12 protein-coding genes are annotated in these 15872 nt (G+C 49.5%); 10 read left to right on the forward strand and 2 right to left on the reverse strand.

The window, feature by feature from the left end; all coding sequences use genetic code 11:
- Positions 1 to 165 precede the first annotated feature (165 nt).
- From DW922_RS13570 to DW922_RS13590, 5 genes are all read left to right on the forward strand, one after another.
- On the forward strand, positions 166 to 1194 hold the full coding sequence (locus DW922_RS13570) for an extracellular solute-binding protein (protein ID WP_243032239.1): 1029 nt from the start codon (positions 166 to 168) through the stop codon (positions 1192 to 1194).
- A complete protein-coding gene (locus tag DW922_RS13575; RefSeq protein WP_118726864.1) occupies positions 1191 to 2894 on the forward strand; it encodes a histidine kinase in 1704 nt (567 codons plus the stop codon). The genes DW922_RS13570 and DW922_RS13575 overlap by 4 nt, the downstream gene beginning before the upstream one ends.
- Positions 2887 to 3648 (forward strand): response regulator, encoded by a 762-nt coding sequence (locus tag DW922_RS13580; protein WP_118543868.1) that lies wholly within the window; start codon positions 2887 to 2889, stop codon positions 3646 to 3648. Before DW922_RS13575 ends, DW922_RS13580 begins: the two co-directional genes overlap by 8 nt.
- Before the next feature lie 313 nt (positions 3649 to 3961).
- Entirely contained in the window at positions 3962 to 5368 is a 1407-nt protein-coding gene (locus DW922_RS13585; RefSeq protein WP_118720849.1) for a HAMP domain-containing sensor histidine kinase, read from the forward strand.
- A gap of 125 nt (positions 5369 to 5493) precedes the next feature.
- Positions 5494 to 6654, forward strand: coding sequence for a hypothetical protein (locus tag DW922_RS13590; RefSeq protein WP_118726865.1), 1161 nt, complete (start codon positions 5494 to 5496; stop codon positions 6652 to 6654).
- Positions 6655 to 6762: 108 nt separating this feature from the next.
- Here DW922_RS13590 and DW922_RS13595 read toward each other — a convergent pair whose 3' ends face one another.
- Positions 6763 to 7473: a response regulator transcription factor gene (locus DW922_RS13595; RefSeq protein WP_118707633.1), complete on the reverse strand. Its 711-nt coding sequence runs from the start codon at positions 7471 to 7473 to the stop codon at positions 6763 to 6765.
- Positions 7474 to 7556: 83 nt separating this feature from the next.
- Positions 7557 to 9950: an endonuclease MutS2 gene (locus DW922_RS13600; protein ID WP_118543864.1), complete on the reverse strand. Its 2394-nt coding sequence runs from the start codon at positions 9948 to 9950 to the stop codon at positions 7557 to 7559.
- 262 nt (positions 9951 to 10212) lie between these two features.
- On the opposite strand from DW922_RS13600, the gene DW922_RS13605 reads away from it, so the two are divergent.
- The 5 genes from DW922_RS13605 to DW922_RS13625 all read left to right on the forward strand — a co-directional run bounded on the left by DW922_RS13605 (position 10213) and on the right by DW922_RS13625 (position 15733).
- Entirely contained in the window at positions 10213 to 11538 is a 1326-nt protein-coding gene (locus DW922_RS13605; RefSeq protein WP_118726866.1) for a PDZ domain-containing protein, read from the forward strand.
- Positions 11539 to 11607: 69 nt separating this feature from the next.
- Complete coding sequence (locus tag DW922_RS13610) at positions 11608 to 12552, forward strand: HD domain-containing protein (protein WP_118707639.1); 945 nt, start codon at positions 11608 to 11610, stop codon at positions 12550 to 12552.
- A 513-nt stretch (positions 12553 to 13065) separates the two neighbouring features.
- A complete protein-coding gene (gene rlmD, locus DW922_RS13615; protein ID WP_118726869.1) occupies positions 13066 to 14541 on the forward strand; it encodes a 23S rRNA (uracil(1939)-C(5))-methyltransferase RlmD in 1476 nt (491 codons plus the stop codon).
- 416 nt (positions 14542 to 14957) lie between these two features.
- Positions 14958 to 15359 (forward strand): pyridoxamine 5'-phosphate oxidase family protein, encoded by a 402-nt coding sequence (locus DW922_RS13620; protein ID WP_118726867.1) that lies wholly within the window; start codon positions 14958 to 14960, stop codon positions 15357 to 15359.
- A gap of 41 nt (positions 15360 to 15400) precedes the next feature.
- Complete coding sequence (locus tag DW922_RS13625; protein WP_118543911.1) at positions 15401 to 15733, forward strand: helix-turn-helix domain-containing protein; 333 nt, start codon at positions 15401 to 15403, stop codon at positions 15731 to 15733.
- The last annotated feature ends 139 nt before the right edge of the window (positions 15734 to 15872 follow it).

Raw genomic sequence — 15872 nt, forward strand, 5'->3', positions numbered from 1 at the left:
TTCTGGACTGTCCAGATGCGAAAATGGCAGCGGAACGAGACGGTTTCGCTAAGGAAGATGTAAAATAGAAAATCCCCGTTTTCCAGTGTTTTCTGCTATAATGAAAAGCAGAAACATGGGAAAACGGGGATTTTTTCAGAAGTAACGGAAATGGGGAGAACACGAGTGAAGATCAGGAGAAGAATATGGATTCTGGCGGCAATACCGATGCTGCTTTCTGCCTGTGGGAAGAAAACGGCAGGACCGATGTTTGCGCAGACACAGGTACCAGCTGATCTGGTGATCTGTACGGACCAGGAGCCATTGGTTTACGAGCCGGTGGTAAAAGAGTTTGAGGAGCGCACCGGTCTGAGCGTGGAAGTGAAGGCAGGAACATCGGAAAACGTGCGGCAGATGTTTGAACAGGCGAAAGACTGGGATCTTGCATTTGGGGTGAGTACCGAACTTCTGGATGAGTATGCGGCGCTTTGGATGCCTTACGAAAGCGCCCAGGAGGCAGCGGTTGCAGAGACATTCCGTTCGGTGGACCACAGCTGGAGCGCATTCTCAGTCCTTCCGCTGGTCATTATGTACAACACGAATGTCGTGACTTACCGGGAACTCCCGGTTGGGTGGGCAAGTCTGCTGGAGCCGAGGTGGAAAGGCAGGGTAGCATTTGCGGACCCGGAAAAATCGGATATTTCTCTGACTGCCCTGGCAGCCGCAGCCCTGGTCAGCCCGGAAAAAGAACAGTACGTGCAGGAACTTGCCGGCAATCTGGATCATAGTCTGCTGGAAAACATCGCCCAGGTAAAGGAAGAAATTCTGGATGGCCGCTGCAGTGTAGGCGTGACGACGGAGGAAACTGCGCAGGCACTTCGCAGCAGCGGAGCCGATGTAGATTATATTTACCCGGAAGAAGGCACACTTCTGGTCCTGGAAGGAACAGCCATCCGCCGGGGAACTGTGCATGAAGAAACTGCAAAACAGTTTCTGGAGTTTACGCTCAGTAAAGATGTACAGAAAATCCTTATGGACAGTCAGAGCCGGAGGTCGGTACGGCAGGATCTGGAGACACCAAAGGGGATGGATGCGCTCGAAAGGCTGCCGCTTCCGGATGCTGATTTTGAAACCATTTCTATGGAAAAAAGAAAAATCCTGGAATCGTGGAAATCCATATCGGATGCGGAAGCAGGAATGGGAGGTGCATCATGAAAAAAATCCACCTTTCATTCCGGGGACGGGTGTTCCTGGCGTGCCTGGCGGTCGCCCTGGTGCCGCTCTTTCTTTCTAGTATTGTGATGGTCCGGCTGTTTACCGCATCCTTAAACCGGCAGAGCGAACAGGAAGCACAGCGGCAGATCTCAGAGATCAGCAGCCGGTTTACGGCACTTTTGGAGGACTGCGAGAATGTCTGCCGGGAACAGACAAAGGATGGTTCCGTGGCCCGCTATATGATCGATACGACTACGGTGGAAATGCAGCGCGGCATGTATGTGTCGCTGTATCAGGCATCCAAGGAAATATACGGGCATGCGCAGATCAGCGTTTACGATGTCGGGGGAAGGCTGCGTTTTACGACGGATACGATGACGCGCGGGGACCGTCTTCCGGTTTACTGGGGACTTTTGAAAAAAGCTTCCGGGAAAAAACAGATGACCTGGTACCGGACAGACCCGTATCTGAACCTGACGGACAGCCGTGTGCTGATGCAGGGCGCTTATCCAATCGAAAATTCAGGAGGAGCCAGAACCGGATACCTGGTACTGGACTTCACAAGGGAGAATTTCGACAGCATTTTCAGCGGTTTTTATTCCCTGACCGATACCATTTTACTTCTGGACGCGCACCAGCGTCCCATTTACTGCTCCAGACCAGATTACGATGCTGAAAAAATGGAAGAGATCGCAGCCGGAATGGAGAAGCAGACGAACACGGAGGATGATACACAGTATCTGCGGGCGAACGAGCCGGAACGCGGCTTTTCCGTGATCCTATGCAGGCAGGCGCCGATCAGCGCACCGGCCATGCAGACCATGGGCACGGTGATCCTTGCCATGTCCCTGTTAAGTCTGTGCCTGTGCTTAAGCATTTCCGGCATCCTGACGCGGAGCATTGCAAAACCAGTCAGCCAGCTGGATAAAGCTATGGAAAAGGTGAAAGCAGGAGATCTGAGTATCCGGGTCCGCAGCACGCGAAACGATGAACTCGGGCGGCTGACCGAAAGCTTCAACAGAATGGTAATCGATTTAAACAGTTACCTGGAAGAAAGAGTGCAGAAACAGAAGGATTTAAATGAGACAACGCTGCGTCTCTACCAGACACAGCTGAACCCGCATTTTCTGTACAATACGCTGGATACCATCAAATGGAATGCCAGGATCAGGCAGATTCCGGAAATTGCGGTGCTGGCGGAAAACCTGGCAGTCATTTTGCGAAAGAGCATATCCAGCAAGCCCTTTATTCCATTAAAGGAAGAACTGGACACCATAGACAGTTACATCCGAATCCAGAAGATCCGGTTCAGCGGACGATTCCTTTATGAGACAGAAATTCCGGACCAGCTGGAAGAATGTATGATTCCGAAGATGATCCTGCAGCCGCTGGTGGAAAATGCCATCATTCACGGGCTGGATGGCTGTGACAATGGTTATATCTGTATCTATGCAGCGCAGAAGGACGGAGTATTAAGTATCTCCGTGACCGATGACGGATGTGGAATGAGTGCGGATATGGTGGACTGGATCAACAGCCCGGCACCGGCAAAGCGGGACGGACATCTGGGACTTTACAATGTCATTCAGATCTTGAAAATCTATTATGGGGAAACATACGGGATGCATGCGCAGGTAGAGGAGGACGGGACTACCGTGACGCTGCGTCTGCCGTTTCGAAAGGATGAAAACAATGGATAGAGTCGTAGTCGTGGAAGACGAAACCATGGCAAGAAAGGGAATTATCCTGACGATCGACTGGTCTGCGTTAGACTGTGTGATCGTGGGGGAAGCTGCCAATGGGGAAGAAGGAGCAGAGCTTGTGAAGCGGCTGTCACCGGATCTTGTGGTAACCGATGTCAAGATGCCCAGGATGGACGGTGTGGAGATGATCACAAAGCTGCGCGCGGAAGGCTGCCAGGCGCGCTTCATTATCCTGACGGCATACAGTGATTTTAAATATGCCCAGAGTGCACTGCGTCTTGGTGTCAGTGATTACCTTTTAAAGCCGCTAAAAGATGGAGAGCTTGAGGCAGCGGTCCGCCATATCCAGGGACTTCGGGATGCGCGGGAAAACCAGACAGATGCCAGTGCCGATGCACCGGTCCTTCGCTTAAGTCCGGTCAAAAATACAAAAAATAAATATGTAGAGCAGGCTGTGCAGCTGATCCGGGAGCATTACCGGGAAGATATCAATATCAGCACGGTAGCAGGAAAGCTGGAAATCAGCGAAGGATATTTAAGCCGCGTATTCAAAAAAGAGACGGACTACACGTTCACCAACTATCTTACCTGGTACCGGATGAAGAAAGCCATGACCCTGTTAAAAGACTGCCGGGTGAAGGTTTACGAGGTGGCGGAGCAGGTGGGATATTCCGATACGGCATATTTCAGCGCCCAGTTCAAAAAGGTGACGGGGATCTCCCCGTCGGAGTATCAGGACCGGAGCCGGTAAAAAAATTTAAAAAAAAATTGAAAAAGGGGTTGCAAAATAAGTTAGCCTATGCTAATATAATGACAGTTAGCCGCAACTAACTACATGTGAATATTCTATACATTTCGTCTGGTTTCATCTGACCCGTGAAATCAGAAACTCAACTCCTAAACAGAAAGCACGCGCGAGCGTGCTTTTTGTCGTCTGTGGATTTATTTCGGGCTGGGATTATGATAGAATAAATATAATGCAAAAGGAGTCAGACATCGCATCGGCTTTTGCATCCGCACAGCTACAAGAGGCCGATGACAACATAAGGGGTTTAGGTGCAGATATGAAACATTCACTCTATTACAAATTTATATTGGGTTATCTGGTCTTTGGACTGCTGGGGTTTGCGTCGATCGCGACATTTTCCGCACAGCTGATGAACAAAAACCAGATAAAGAATCAGGCAGAAGCCATGTACGATGAAGCAAACCTGATCGCATCTGCCTACAGCAGTGTATACCAGGGGAAAAAGCAGGATCTGGATTCCGTTTATCCGCAGCTTCAGGCGGTGGCAAAGTTTGTGCGGGCGGAGATCTGGGTGGTCAACCGGCAGGGAATCATTGTGGTGGACAGTGAGCAGAACAAGCGGGCGGGGACGACCATAGACGGGTTTGATCCGACTGCAACGGGAAACAAATCGTACTCGACCGGATCTTATTATGATTTGTTTCCGTATGATGTGCTGAGTGTTTCGGCACCGATTACCGGAAATTATAATACATACGGCTATGTGCTGGTGCATCTGCCCATGAGTGTGATCTGGGAAATGAGCAATTCGAACCTGAATGTGGTTTACATCACGGCTGGAATCCTGTTTATCTTGTCGCTGATCATTCTTCTTGTGTTTACCAAGACCGTATATTTTCCGTTAAAGAAGATTACGGAAGGGGCCAACGAATACGCCCAGGGAAATCTGGACTACCAGATCGAGTTGAATACCCGTGACGAGATGGGGTATCTCGCTGGTACATTAAACTATATGTCTGGGGAACTCAATAAGCTGGAGGAATACCAGCGAAACTTTATCGCCAATGTTTCCCACGATTTCCGTTCGCCGCTGACCTCCATCAAAGGGTATCTGGAGGCCATTATCGACGGAACCATCCCGCCGGAAATGTATGAAAAATATTTAACGCGCGTTATTTCTGAAACGGAACGTTTAACAACACTGACCCAGGGAATGCTGACCTTAAACTCTTTAGACAGCAAGGGCTATCTTTCCCGTTCCAGCTTTGATATCAACCGCGTGATCAAGGACACGGCGGCATCCTTTGAGGGAACCTGCGGCAAGAAAAATATCAACTTTGAGCTGACCTTTTCCGATAACATCCAGATGGTCTATGCGGACCTTGGAAAGATCCAGCAGGTGCTTTACAACCTAATCGATAATGCCATTAAGTTTAGCCATCAGGATTCCACGATTTACATCCAGACCCGCATAAAAAACGAAAAGATCTTTGTTTCGGTAAAGGATACGGGCATCGGAATTCCGAAGGACAGTGTGAAGAAGGTATTCGACCGTTTCTATAAATCGGACCTGTCCCGCGGAAAAGATAAAAAAGGAACCGGTCTCGGACTTGCCATTGTAAAAGAAATCATTCAGGCACATGGGGAAAATATCGATGTCGTCAGTACGGAAGGCGTGGGATCGGAATTTATCTTTTCATTGCCGCTGGCTACGAATCTGTAATAATATAAAATAGATTGGGACTGCAGGATACGCATACAGGAACAGTAATATAGCTTGAGGTCATAAGTGAACCATTGGCAGAATGTGAAGATTGCAGAGCATGGTTGTAAGAAGGGAGCAAAAACATGGGAAAAAACAGCATGAAGAACTATAGTGCAGAAAATCATGGGGAAGCAAAAAGAGCTTACCAGAACAGGAAAACGGGTATGTGTCGAATTGCAGCAGTTATACTAACAGCAGTTCTTGTCTGGGCGAATGCCGGAGCTGCTTTTGCCGCCGAATCCCGCACAAAGATTAACAGTGTCAGCCTGACCGTGCATTCTACCATTCAGGCAGGAAGCAGCAGCGGGAATGTTTCAGTGACTGCGGATGGTGGAAATTACCGGGTTGGCGGAACAGAGATAACGAACGAGGACGATGACTGGAAAGGCGGTATGACCCCAAGAGTAGAAGTGACCTTGTATGCGGACAGTGGTTATTATTTCAACTGTACCAGCAAGAGTGATTTTTCTTTCCATGGGGATGATGCTTCTTATGTGACCTGCAGACGGGAAGATGACAAAGAGACACTGGTGCTGGTCATGAAGCTGGATAAGCTGGACAACGGTGATCTGAGTGTCAGTGGTGCCAGCTGGGATGGCTCCTCCGGAACCGGGTCCTGGAATGAAAATACGGCGGCACGGTATTATCAGGTGAAGCTGTATCGGGATGATTCCACCGTCATGAGTACCACATCGGTATACGATACCTCCTACGATTTTGCAAGCCGCATGACCCGGAAAGGGGATTATTATTTTGTAGTCCGTGCAGTGGGAAGCGGCTCAGAAAAGGGTGACTGGGAAAGCTCTGATACGATCTATCTGACATCCTCGGAGGCAGATGATATCAGCTCTGGTTACCATAGCTCTCCGTCATCCAGTGGTGGGCCGGGAAATGGAAAATACATTTCCGGCGGTCCTGGGGACAATGGCAGAAGCAGTGCCAGCACCGGCGGCCCGGGGGCAGCAGGTGCAAACGGGCAGAATGTTTCCACCGCACAGGGCAACCACTGGTGCATTGACCAAGGCGGTAAATGGTTCCAGTTTAAGGATGGAAGCTACCCGGCAGGCCGCTGGGTGCTGATTGACGGAATCTGGTATTGCTTCGGGCAGAACGGATATCTGCGCTGCGGCTGGATCAATGAAAATGGAAAGTGGTACTACACGGACAGCACCGGCGTCATGCTGGTCAACACCCGGACACCGGACGGCTGCTACGTCGGAGGAGACGGAGCGTGGATTCAGTAAACAATATCTCACAGTAAACACAAATGGGCCGGAAGGTTCCGTCCCCGCCGAATGGCGGGGACGAAACCTTTCGGCCCTCGTTCGTTACTGTGTGATATTGTTATAGCGTTACTTCCGCACCTCAAATTTATATCCGATGCCCCACACCGTGGTCAGCGCCCAGTTGGCGTGATCCTTGATCTTTTCGCGCAGACGTTTGATATGTACGTCAACGGTCCGGGTGTCTCCGATGTATTCGTAGCCCCAGATATGGTCGAGGAGCTGCTCTCGGGTGAATACCTGGTTTGGTGAAGAAGCCAGGAAGTACAAAAGCTCCAGTTCCTTCGGCGGCATCTCCACGGAGTGACCGCAGTAGGTGACCGCGTAGTTTGTGAGGTTTACGGTCAGGTCCGGGTATTCGACATACTCGCCCTGCTGGGCTGGTTCCGGTATCGTTGGAGCGGGGGCAGCCTGGTAGCGGCGCAGCACAGCTTTGACCCGGGCTACCAGTTCCTTGGAATCGAACGGCTTGATCATATAGTCATCGGCGCCAAGTTCCAGTCCCAGGACCTTATCGAAGATTTCGCCTTTGGCGGACAGCATGATGATCGGCACCTGGGAGGTGGCACGCAGCTCGCGGCACACCTGGTAGCCGTCGATACCCGGAAGCATCAGATCCAGAAGGATCAGGTTTGGCTTGAACTCCGGGAAAATTTTTAAGGCTTCCTCGCCGTCATTTACAATATAAGTTTCGTAGCATTCTTTCATCAGATAGAGCGAAATCAGCTCTGCAATGTTCTCGTCATCGTCTACGATTAAAATCCGCTGTTTCTCAGCCATGTCGTTTCCTCCTGATATTTCCTGTGCTGTGTTTGTCTGCAGCAGCTGCGTCTTGTGCAAAAATCCGGCTGCCCGGATTTTTCTTATTTGAATACTACAATGGTTACGCCTGCGTCGCCTTCGCCGAAGCCGCCCAAGTGGAATTCTTTGATGTATTTTAAGCGCTTTAAGTGCTTGTGGATACCGGCGCGCAGGGCTCCGGTGCCTTTGCCGTGCACGATGCGTACCTGCGGCAGATGGGCAATGTAGGCATCGTCGAGGTATTTGTCAAGCTGTGCAACGGCCTCGTCCACGGTCATGCCCAGAACGTTGATCTCCGGGGAGATGCCGAAGGACTTGGACATCTTGATGTTGCTGCTTCCGCTTCCTTTGCGGCGGGATTCCATGCCCGGTCCGCTGACGGAATTTTCCTGCAGAAGTTCCAGGTCGTTTAGGTTGACCTTGGAGCGCAGGATGCCCATCTGGACAAATAAGTTGCCCTGTGCATCTGGAAGGCTGCTGACGGTGCCCTTTAAGTTCATGGAAAGGACGCGCACGCCGTCTCCGAGCTTTAAGGATTTCGGATTGATGGCCTTGTGCGGCTTCTTGGTCTCCTGTTTTAAGGACAGATTGCCGTCGACTTTCTTTAAGTTTTCGCGCAGCTTTGTGCGCTCTGCCTCCAGGGCTCTGGTATCGATGCCGGAGGAAGCCGCCAGCTTGTTGATGTTTTTGATCGTGCGGTCAGCGGTCTCCTTTGCCTCGCGCAGGATGCGCTGCGCTTCTTCATTGGCTTTGCGGATCATCTGGTCCTTGCGCTCGTCGAAGCGTTCTTCCTTCTTTTCCAGACCAGATTTCAGCCGTGAAATCTCAGCCTTGTAGGATTCGATCTCAGCACGTTCTTTCTCGATGGTGACACGGTTTTCCTCCAGGCGGCTGATGACATCCTCAAACGTCTCATCCTCGGATTCCAGATGGGTCTTTGCATCGTCAATGATGTAGTCCGGCAGTCCCAGCTTTTTGGAAATGGCGAATGCATTACTCTTTCCAGGAATGCCAATGAGCAGGCGGTAGGTTGGGCGCAGGGTTGCCACATCGAACTCGCAGCAGGCATTTTCCACGCCTGGGGTGCTGAGCGCATAGATCTTTAACTCACTGTAATGGGTGGTGGCCATGGTGCGGCACTTCATGTTGTGCAAGAAGTTTAAGATGGCAATGGCCAGAGCCGCGCCCTCGGTCGGGTCGGTTCCGGAGCAGAGCTCATCGAACAGGCAAAGAGAATGGCTGTCTGCCTGATTTAAAATGTGCACGATGTTGGTCATGTGGGCAGAGAAGGTACTGAGGCTCTGCTCAATGCTCTGCTCATCTCCGATGTCGGCAAAGACTTCCTCAAATACAGCCAGCTCTGATCCCTCGAATGCCGGAATATGCAGACCGGCCTGACCCATCAGCGTGAAGAGACCGACGGTCTTTAAGGAAACCGTCTTACCGCCGGTGTTTGGACCGGTGACCATAAGAAGATCAAAATCGGTGCCCAGCCAGACGGTGATCGGAACAACCTTCTGCGGGTCTAAGAGCGGATGACGGCCATCCTTGATGTGGATGCGTCCTTCGGTGTTGAACTTCGGCTCGCTGCACTTGAAATGGCGGGACAGCGCTGCTTTGGCGAAAATGAAGTCCAGTCTGGTCAGAATCTGCAGGTCGATGGCAAGTTCCTCGGTGTAAGGCATCAGCTGACCGCTTAGATCAGCGAGGACTGCTTCGATCTCTTTCTGTTCCTGAATCTCCAGGGTGCGCAGTTCATTGTTTAACTGGATCACAGCCATCGGTTCGATGAACAGGGTGGAACCGGTGGAGGACTGGTCGTGGACCATACCGTTGACCTGGGATTTGTATTCCGCTTTGACCGGCAGGCAGTAGCGCCCGTCACGCATGGTGATGACAGCGTCCTGCAGGTAGGAACGGCAGCTGTTTAAGATGCTGTTCAGCTGGGTGTGGATGCGGTCGTTGATGCCGTGCATGGAGCGGCGGACCTTGTGAAGCCCCGGGCTTGCGTTGTCGCTGATCTCATCCTCGGAGAGGATGCAGCGCTTGATCTCGTTGTTGACGGAGGTTAACGGCTCCAGACTCCGGAACATGGAGTCTAAGGAGTCATCCGGGAACTCTTCGGATTCCTCGTGGTGGCCGTAAGTCTTGGCGCGTGCGGCAACCGTCAGCAGGGAACTGATGGATAACAGCTCTAAAATGCTGAGGGAGCTGCCAATCTCCAGGCGTTTTAAGGAATCCCGCACATCGCGGACACCGCTTAAGGAAAGGCTTCCCTTCATGCGGACACGGGTGAGCGCATCACTTGTCTCGGTCTGTGCCTGTACGATCTCGTGGTAATCGCTCATCGGGAGCAGGTTCTGGCATAACAGCTTTCCGGGGGTGGAAGCAGCATAGCCGGTCAGCTGGGTAATGATCTTGTTATATTCTAATGTCTTTAATACTTTCTGGTTCATAAAAATCCTCGATTTACTTTATATATAGTGAAAATAAACAATTCGATTATAACATGAAATGAATTCCTGCGAAAGGGCGGGGCACATACTTTTTTAGTTGCGTAAATCGGGTCAGAACCTTATAATAGGAGATAATGCATACCATCTGCGCAGAATTGCAAGATGGGAAAAGCGCTGCTGGACACATGTGCGTGTACAGGAACGGAAAGTCTGCGCAGGCATGCATCAGGGGAGGATTTATTATGAAGTAAGGAGGACGTGAATGTCTGAGGTACGGGATCCAGAAAAGAAACCTGAACATGAAAAAAAGAATGACCGCGATTTCATCAGCGAAAAGATCGTAAGACCGGCTCCAAGCAAAAAGCAGGTTGGTACCAGAATGGCAACAGCTGCCTGTGCCGGAATCATTTTTGGTGTCGTCTCTGCAGTCTGTTTTGTTTTGACCTGTCCGATCATGGAGCAGTTATCCGACGGAAACAAGCCGACGGCATCGGCGGTATCTATCCCGAAGGATGAGCTGGAGTCATCCGCAGAAGCGCAGGAGACGGAGAGTGCGTCTGAGACAGAAACTGAGCCGGTGGAGGAGATGGTCCAGAGTGCGCTGGAGCATTACCGCTATACGGTAGATGATCTGAATTCCCTGTTAAACAGTCTGCGTTCCAAAGCATTGGCTGTGGATAAAAGTGTGGTGGTCGTACATTCTGTCCAGCAGAACACGGACTGGTTTGACAATCCGGTGGAAACAACGGGGGTATATGCCGGAGTCATCATCGCGAAGACCAGCCAGGAGTTGCTGATCCTGACACCAGAGGATGCAGTCGAGCAGGCAGATTCCATCAAGGTAACTTTTGAGAATGGAAACGATGTGAGCGGTCATATGAAACAGAAGGATACCACATCCGGCATGGCGATCGTCAGTGTCAGCGCGGGCGACATCAGCACGTCGTTATTAAAAGATTTGGAGCCGGTTCCGCTTGGAAACTCCTATCAGGTGCGCCAAGGCGACATGATCGCGTCGATCGGCAGTCCGGCCGGAGTCGTTCATTCGCTTGATTACGGATTTGTTTCCTATGTGGTGCGCAGCAATCCGATGGTTGACCAGCATTGCCGGATGCTGTATTCCCATATTTTAACGGATGCGGACCGCGGCACATTTTTGATGAATACAGATGGAGAGCTGATCGGCTGGGCCGTTTCCGCTTCTGACAGTTCGGCGGCAGGCAGCAATATGGCGGAGATCTTTGGTATTTCCGATTACAAGGGAATTCTGGAAAAGCTGAGCAATGGCCAGGGCGTTCCCTGCGTCGGCATTGTCGGCCAGGAGGTAACCGAAGTGCAGATGGATGGCGGAATGCCGGCGGGCATCTATGTCATGAATGCTGTTACCGAGAAACCGGCGTACAATGCGGGAATCCAGAACGGAGACATCCTCACACAGATCGATAAAACGCCAATTACATCGATGAAGGAATACCAGGCAGCGGTAGAAAAGATGACCTGCGGCCAGACGGTGCACATTACTGTGCAGCGGAACGGGCGCGACAGCTACACGCAGCTGGAGTTTGACGTAACGGTGGGAAGCAGGTAGTGGTCAGTGCAGATTTGATCTGCACTGGAAATAAGAATCACAAGCAAGATAGAAAGAAAAGGAAGAGATATGAAGTATATTGACAGTTTCAGAGAAGGCATGCATGTTTCTGACGTGTATCTGTGCAAAAATAAGCAGATCGCGCTGACCAAGAACGGAAAGGAATATGGAAACCTGGTCCTTCAGGACAAAACAGGCACAGTAGACGCAAAAATATGGGATCTGGGATCACCGGGCGTCGGAAATTTTGAGACGCTGGATTATGTTTACGTCGATGCAGACGTGACCATGTTCATGGGTGCAAAGCAGCTGAACGTAAAGCGGATCCGTAAAGCCGATGAGGGTGAATACATTCCGGCAGATTACCTTCCGGTCTCCTTAAAAGATGTAAAACAGATGTATTCCGAGCTGCTTGCGTTTATTGCATCTGTAAAAAACCCATATCTGAAACAGCTTTTGGACAGCTACTTCCAGGATCCGGAATTTGCGAAGGCATTCCAGTTCCACAGCGCAGCCAAGAGCGTGCATCACGGATTTGTAGGCGGCCTTTTAGAGCATACGTTAAGCGTTACCAAGATGTGCGATTACTTTGCGTCTGCCTACCCGATGTTAAACCGCGACCTGCTCTTAACTGCAGCCATGTTCCACGACATCGGTAAGACCAAAGAGCTGTCAACATTCCCGGCAAATGACTATACCGATGACGGTCAGCTGTTAGGCCATATCATCATCGGAACGGAGATGGTTGGCGAGCGCATGCGCACCATCGAAGGCTTTCCGCCAAAGCTGGCAAGCGAGTTAAAGCACTGCATTCTCGCGCATCACGGAGAACTGGAGTACGGTTCCCCGAAAAAACCGGCTCTCTTAGAAGCGATGGCTTTAAACTTCGCGGACAACGCAGACGCAAAGATGGAGACGATGATCGAAGTGCTGCGCGGTGCGGGGGACAACCAGGGATGGCTTGGATATAACCGGCTGCTGGAGACGAATATCCGGAAGACAACAGAGTGTTAAAAGAATAGAAAAATCAGAAAACGCGCCAAAACCGGCGCGTTTTCTGATTAAAAAGGGGAAAGAGGTAATGTATTGTGTACCAATATATAGGAACCGTTCATCCGGTGTGTCATCCGGAAAACGGGTTGTTGATTGACGACCCCGGCAGCGGTTGCGCGCTTGGTGCCGCCGGGCTCTTTTATAACAGGTGCATAACGAACATGTTTGTTAGTTGCTGTTCATTATGATGATGGGTTCGTTTTGTTTTCTCTCCCTCACATCATGGTTATATGATACTGGAAAAATGTGTCTAAAGTTTGAGGAGATTGTGAAGAAAGCGGAAAGTTTCTAAACAAAATCTTACGGAAAAGGATGGAAATAAAAGGAAAGTCCTTACGGAAAAAAGATGGCAGCAAGGCCGGTTTGACAGAAATCGTGATAAACAAAAAGGGAAGACTTGCGCAGTGGTAAGAAAACCCGTAAAATGATAGGAAAGAATCAGGGTTGGAACTGGATGAAAGGATAGAGCGAAACATGGATTGGAAAAAGAACGATGTATTTCAGGTGCAGATAGAAGATATGAGCGATACCGGGGAAGGAATCGGCAAAACCGACGGCTTCACCTGGTTTGTGAAAGATGCCGTAATTGGGGATGTGGTGGAAGCCAAGGTTATGAAAACAAAAAAATCATATGGCTTTGCCCGTCTGATGCAGGTGGTAAAGCCATCGGACTGCCGTGTCACCCCACGCTGCCCGTCCGCCCGCCAGTGCGGCGGATGCCAGCTTCAGGCCATGAGCTACGAGGAGCAGCTGAAATTTAAAGAAAATAAGGTGCGCAACAACTTAAGCCGCATCGGCGGACTCACGGAGATTCCCATGGAGCCGATCATCGGCATGGAAGAGCCGTGGCGTTACCGCAACAAGGCACAGTTCCCGTTTGGAAAAGACAAGGATGGCCGTATCATCACCGGCTTTTATGCAGGCCGCACCCATGCCATCATTGAACAGGAGGACTGTCTGCTTGGCGTGGAAGAAAACCAGCCGATCCTGGACTGCATCCGCGCTTTTATGGAAGAATTCCATATTGCGCCGTATGAGGAGGAAACACACCGCGGTCTGGTGCGTCATGTACTGATCCGAAAAGGCTTTACCACAGGTGAACTGATGGTATGTCTGGTACTGAATGGAGGGGTGAAGAAGCTGAAAGCGGCGGAGGTGCTGGTGGAGCGTCTGGTGAAGCTGTTCCCGGAAAAACATGTGGAAACAGCTGAGGGCGCAGAGACAGATGACGCAGGAATGGGAGCACAGGCAGCAGGAACCAGGGCAAACACAGAGATTCCGGCGCCGCATATGGTCAGCATCTCCTGCAGTATCAACCGCGAAAAGACCAACGTCATCATGGGAAAAGAAATCGTAAATCTGTATGGACCTGGTTATATTACCGATTATATCGGCAATGTCTGCTATCGGATTTCTCCATTATCCTTCTATCAGGTCAATCCGGTCCAGACCCAGAAGCTTTACGGAACGGCATTGGAATATGCCGGTTTAACCGGGGAAGAAACCGTATGGGACCTGTACTGCGGCATCGGAACCATCTCCCTGTTCCTTGCCCAGAAGGCAAAAAAAGTGTATGGAGTAGAGATCGTTCCCCAGGCTATCGATGACGCGAGAGCCAATGCAGAATTAAATCATTTCGAAAATGTGGAATTTTTTGTAGGAAAGGCAGAGGAAGTGCTGCCGGAGCAGTATGAAAAGAACCAGGTCTATGCTGATACGATCGTGGTGGATCCGCCGCGCAAGGGCTGTGACAGCGTGTGTCTGGATACCATCGTGAAAATGGCACCGAAAAAAGTGGTTTATGTCAGCTGCGACTCCGCGACCCTTGCAAGAGATGTGAAATATCTGGGCGAGAGAGGATACCAGGTAGAGCGTGTACGGACGGTGGATATGTTCCCGTGGAGCGGGCATGTGGAGACGGTAGTATTGATGTCAAGAAAAGATAAATAAGTGCCAGAAAGCGGCGTATTTCCGGGCTTTTTTGGAGGTTTGGATTTGAAGCCAGACTTCTGAAAAAGCTCGGTTTTCTTATATGGAAACATATCTACTGCAAAATGTGTGTCAGGTTGTGACCTCGGATTAGATGTCACGATTTGAGGCAGTGGATTAGATGTCAGGCATTTTGGGCTGATTTTTGAAAAACGGAAAGGGCTGACAACCAATCCGGCAACTCGACCATTTTGGGTGGTTGCAGGCAGTGGAATAGATGTGAAGGGAAAATTCGGTAAGTCGGAATTTGTGTAGATAACATAGGTATTCTTCAAGATACCAAGTATCAAAAATAATCGTACTTGATGCATTACTTTATCAGTCATATAATTAAACCAGTTCAAAAATATGACTATATAAACAAGGAGGATACCAATATGACAAATATTGAAAAAGTAAATCAATTTTTAGATGAGGCAAAAATATTTTATTTTTTGACTACAGATGGAGATAAACCAAAGGGACGTCCATTTGGATTCCATATGTTAGATGATGGTAAATTATATTTTGGATGTGGTACGTTCAAAAATGTTTTTTTGCAGTTAATGCAAAATCCCCACGTTGAAGTGTTAGCCGTTAATGGCAACGAGTTTATGCGTTATGATGGAACTGTAAAGATTGTGAAAGATGAGGATCTTTTGAAAAAGGTGCGTACAGCAATGCCACAGATTATGAATCTGTATGATAAAAATGGCTGGGAGATGGGAATGTTCTATCTTGAGAATGGTCATGCAGAGATTCGTGGAATGATGGATTTAAAAGATGAATTTGATGTATAAGAGGTAATGATATGGAAAGATTATTTGAAACGGATTCGACAATGGAAGATCGTTTTGGGAAATGTCCTTATGCGACAGCACAGAGTTTGATTTCAGGAAAATGGGCTGTCTTAATTATGCATTATCTGGAAGATGGTCCCATCCGTTTCAATGATCTTTTGCGTCTTATGCCAAAGATGACACATGCGACTTTATCTGTTCAATTAAAGACATTGGTGGAAAATGGTCTGGTGGAGCGAAAACAATATGAGTCGATTCCGCCTAAGGTAGAATATTCGCTGACAGAAATTGGGGAAAAATTTCATCCGGTAATAGAAGCGATGCATAATTGGGGGCAGGAATATATTGAATTCATGAAAAAGGATAATGAATAAGTCTATGGAAATAAAAAGGATTGAGCAAGACTTTACAGTGTGTCAGGTAAAAGATTATTCACTTGTAAATTTAGATTCTGAATATAGCTTTATTGAAAAAATGCACGCCGCATTCTCGTTACTTTAGTGATGAGTTAGG

The organism is Clostridium sp. AM42-4 (genome assembly GCF_003480105.1).
Classification (GTDB): domain Bacteria; phylum Bacillota; class Clostridia; order Lachnospirales; family Lachnospiraceae; genus Brotaphodocola.

What these genes read in the sequence shown, in the direction of transcription:
- DW922_RS13575 (WP_118726864.1), top strand. Translation starts at nt 1,191, where the DNA reads ATGAAAAAAATCCACCTTTCATTCCGGGGACGGGTGTTCCTGGCGTGC.
- DW922_RS13580 (WP_118543868.1), top strand. Translation starts at nt 2,887, where the DNA reads ATGGATAGAGTCGTAGTCGTGGAAGACGAAACCATGGCAAGAAAGGGA.
- DW922_RS13585 (WP_118720849.1), top strand. Translation starts at nt 3,962, where the DNA reads ATGAAACATTCACTCTATTACAAATTTATATTGGGTTATCTGGTCTTT.
- DW922_RS13590 (WP_118726865.1), top strand. Translation starts at nt 5,494, where the DNA reads ATGGGAAAAAACAGCATGAAGAACTATAGTGCAGAAAATCATGGGGAA.
- DW922_RS13595 (WP_118707633.1), bottom strand. Translation starts at nt 7,473, where the DNA reads ATGGCTGAGAAACAGCGGATTTTAATCGTAGACGATGACGAGAACATT.
- DW922_RS13600 (WP_118543864.1), bottom strand. Translation starts at nt 9,950, where the DNA reads ATGAACCAGAAAGTATTAAAGACATTAGAATATAACAAGATCATTACC.
- DW922_RS13605 (WP_118726866.1), top strand. Translation starts at nt 10,213, where the DNA reads ATGTCTGAGGTACGGGATCCAGAAAAGAAACCTGAACATGAAAAAAAG.
- DW922_RS13610 (WP_118707639.1), top strand. Translation starts at nt 11,608, where the DNA reads ATGAAGTATATTGACAGTTTCAGAGAAGGCATGCATGTTTCTGACGTG.
- rlmD (WP_118726869.1), top strand. Translation starts at nt 13,066, where the DNA reads ATGGATTGGAAAAAGAACGATGTATTTCAGGTGCAGATAGAAGATATG.
- DW922_RS13620 (WP_118726867.1), top strand. Translation starts at nt 14,958, where the DNA reads ATGACAAATATTGAAAAAGTAAATCAATTTTTAGATGAGGCAAAAATA.
- DW922_RS13625 (WP_118543911.1), top strand. Translation starts at nt 15,401, where the DNA reads ATGGAAGATCGTTTTGGGAAATGTCCTTATGCGACAGCACAGAGTTTG.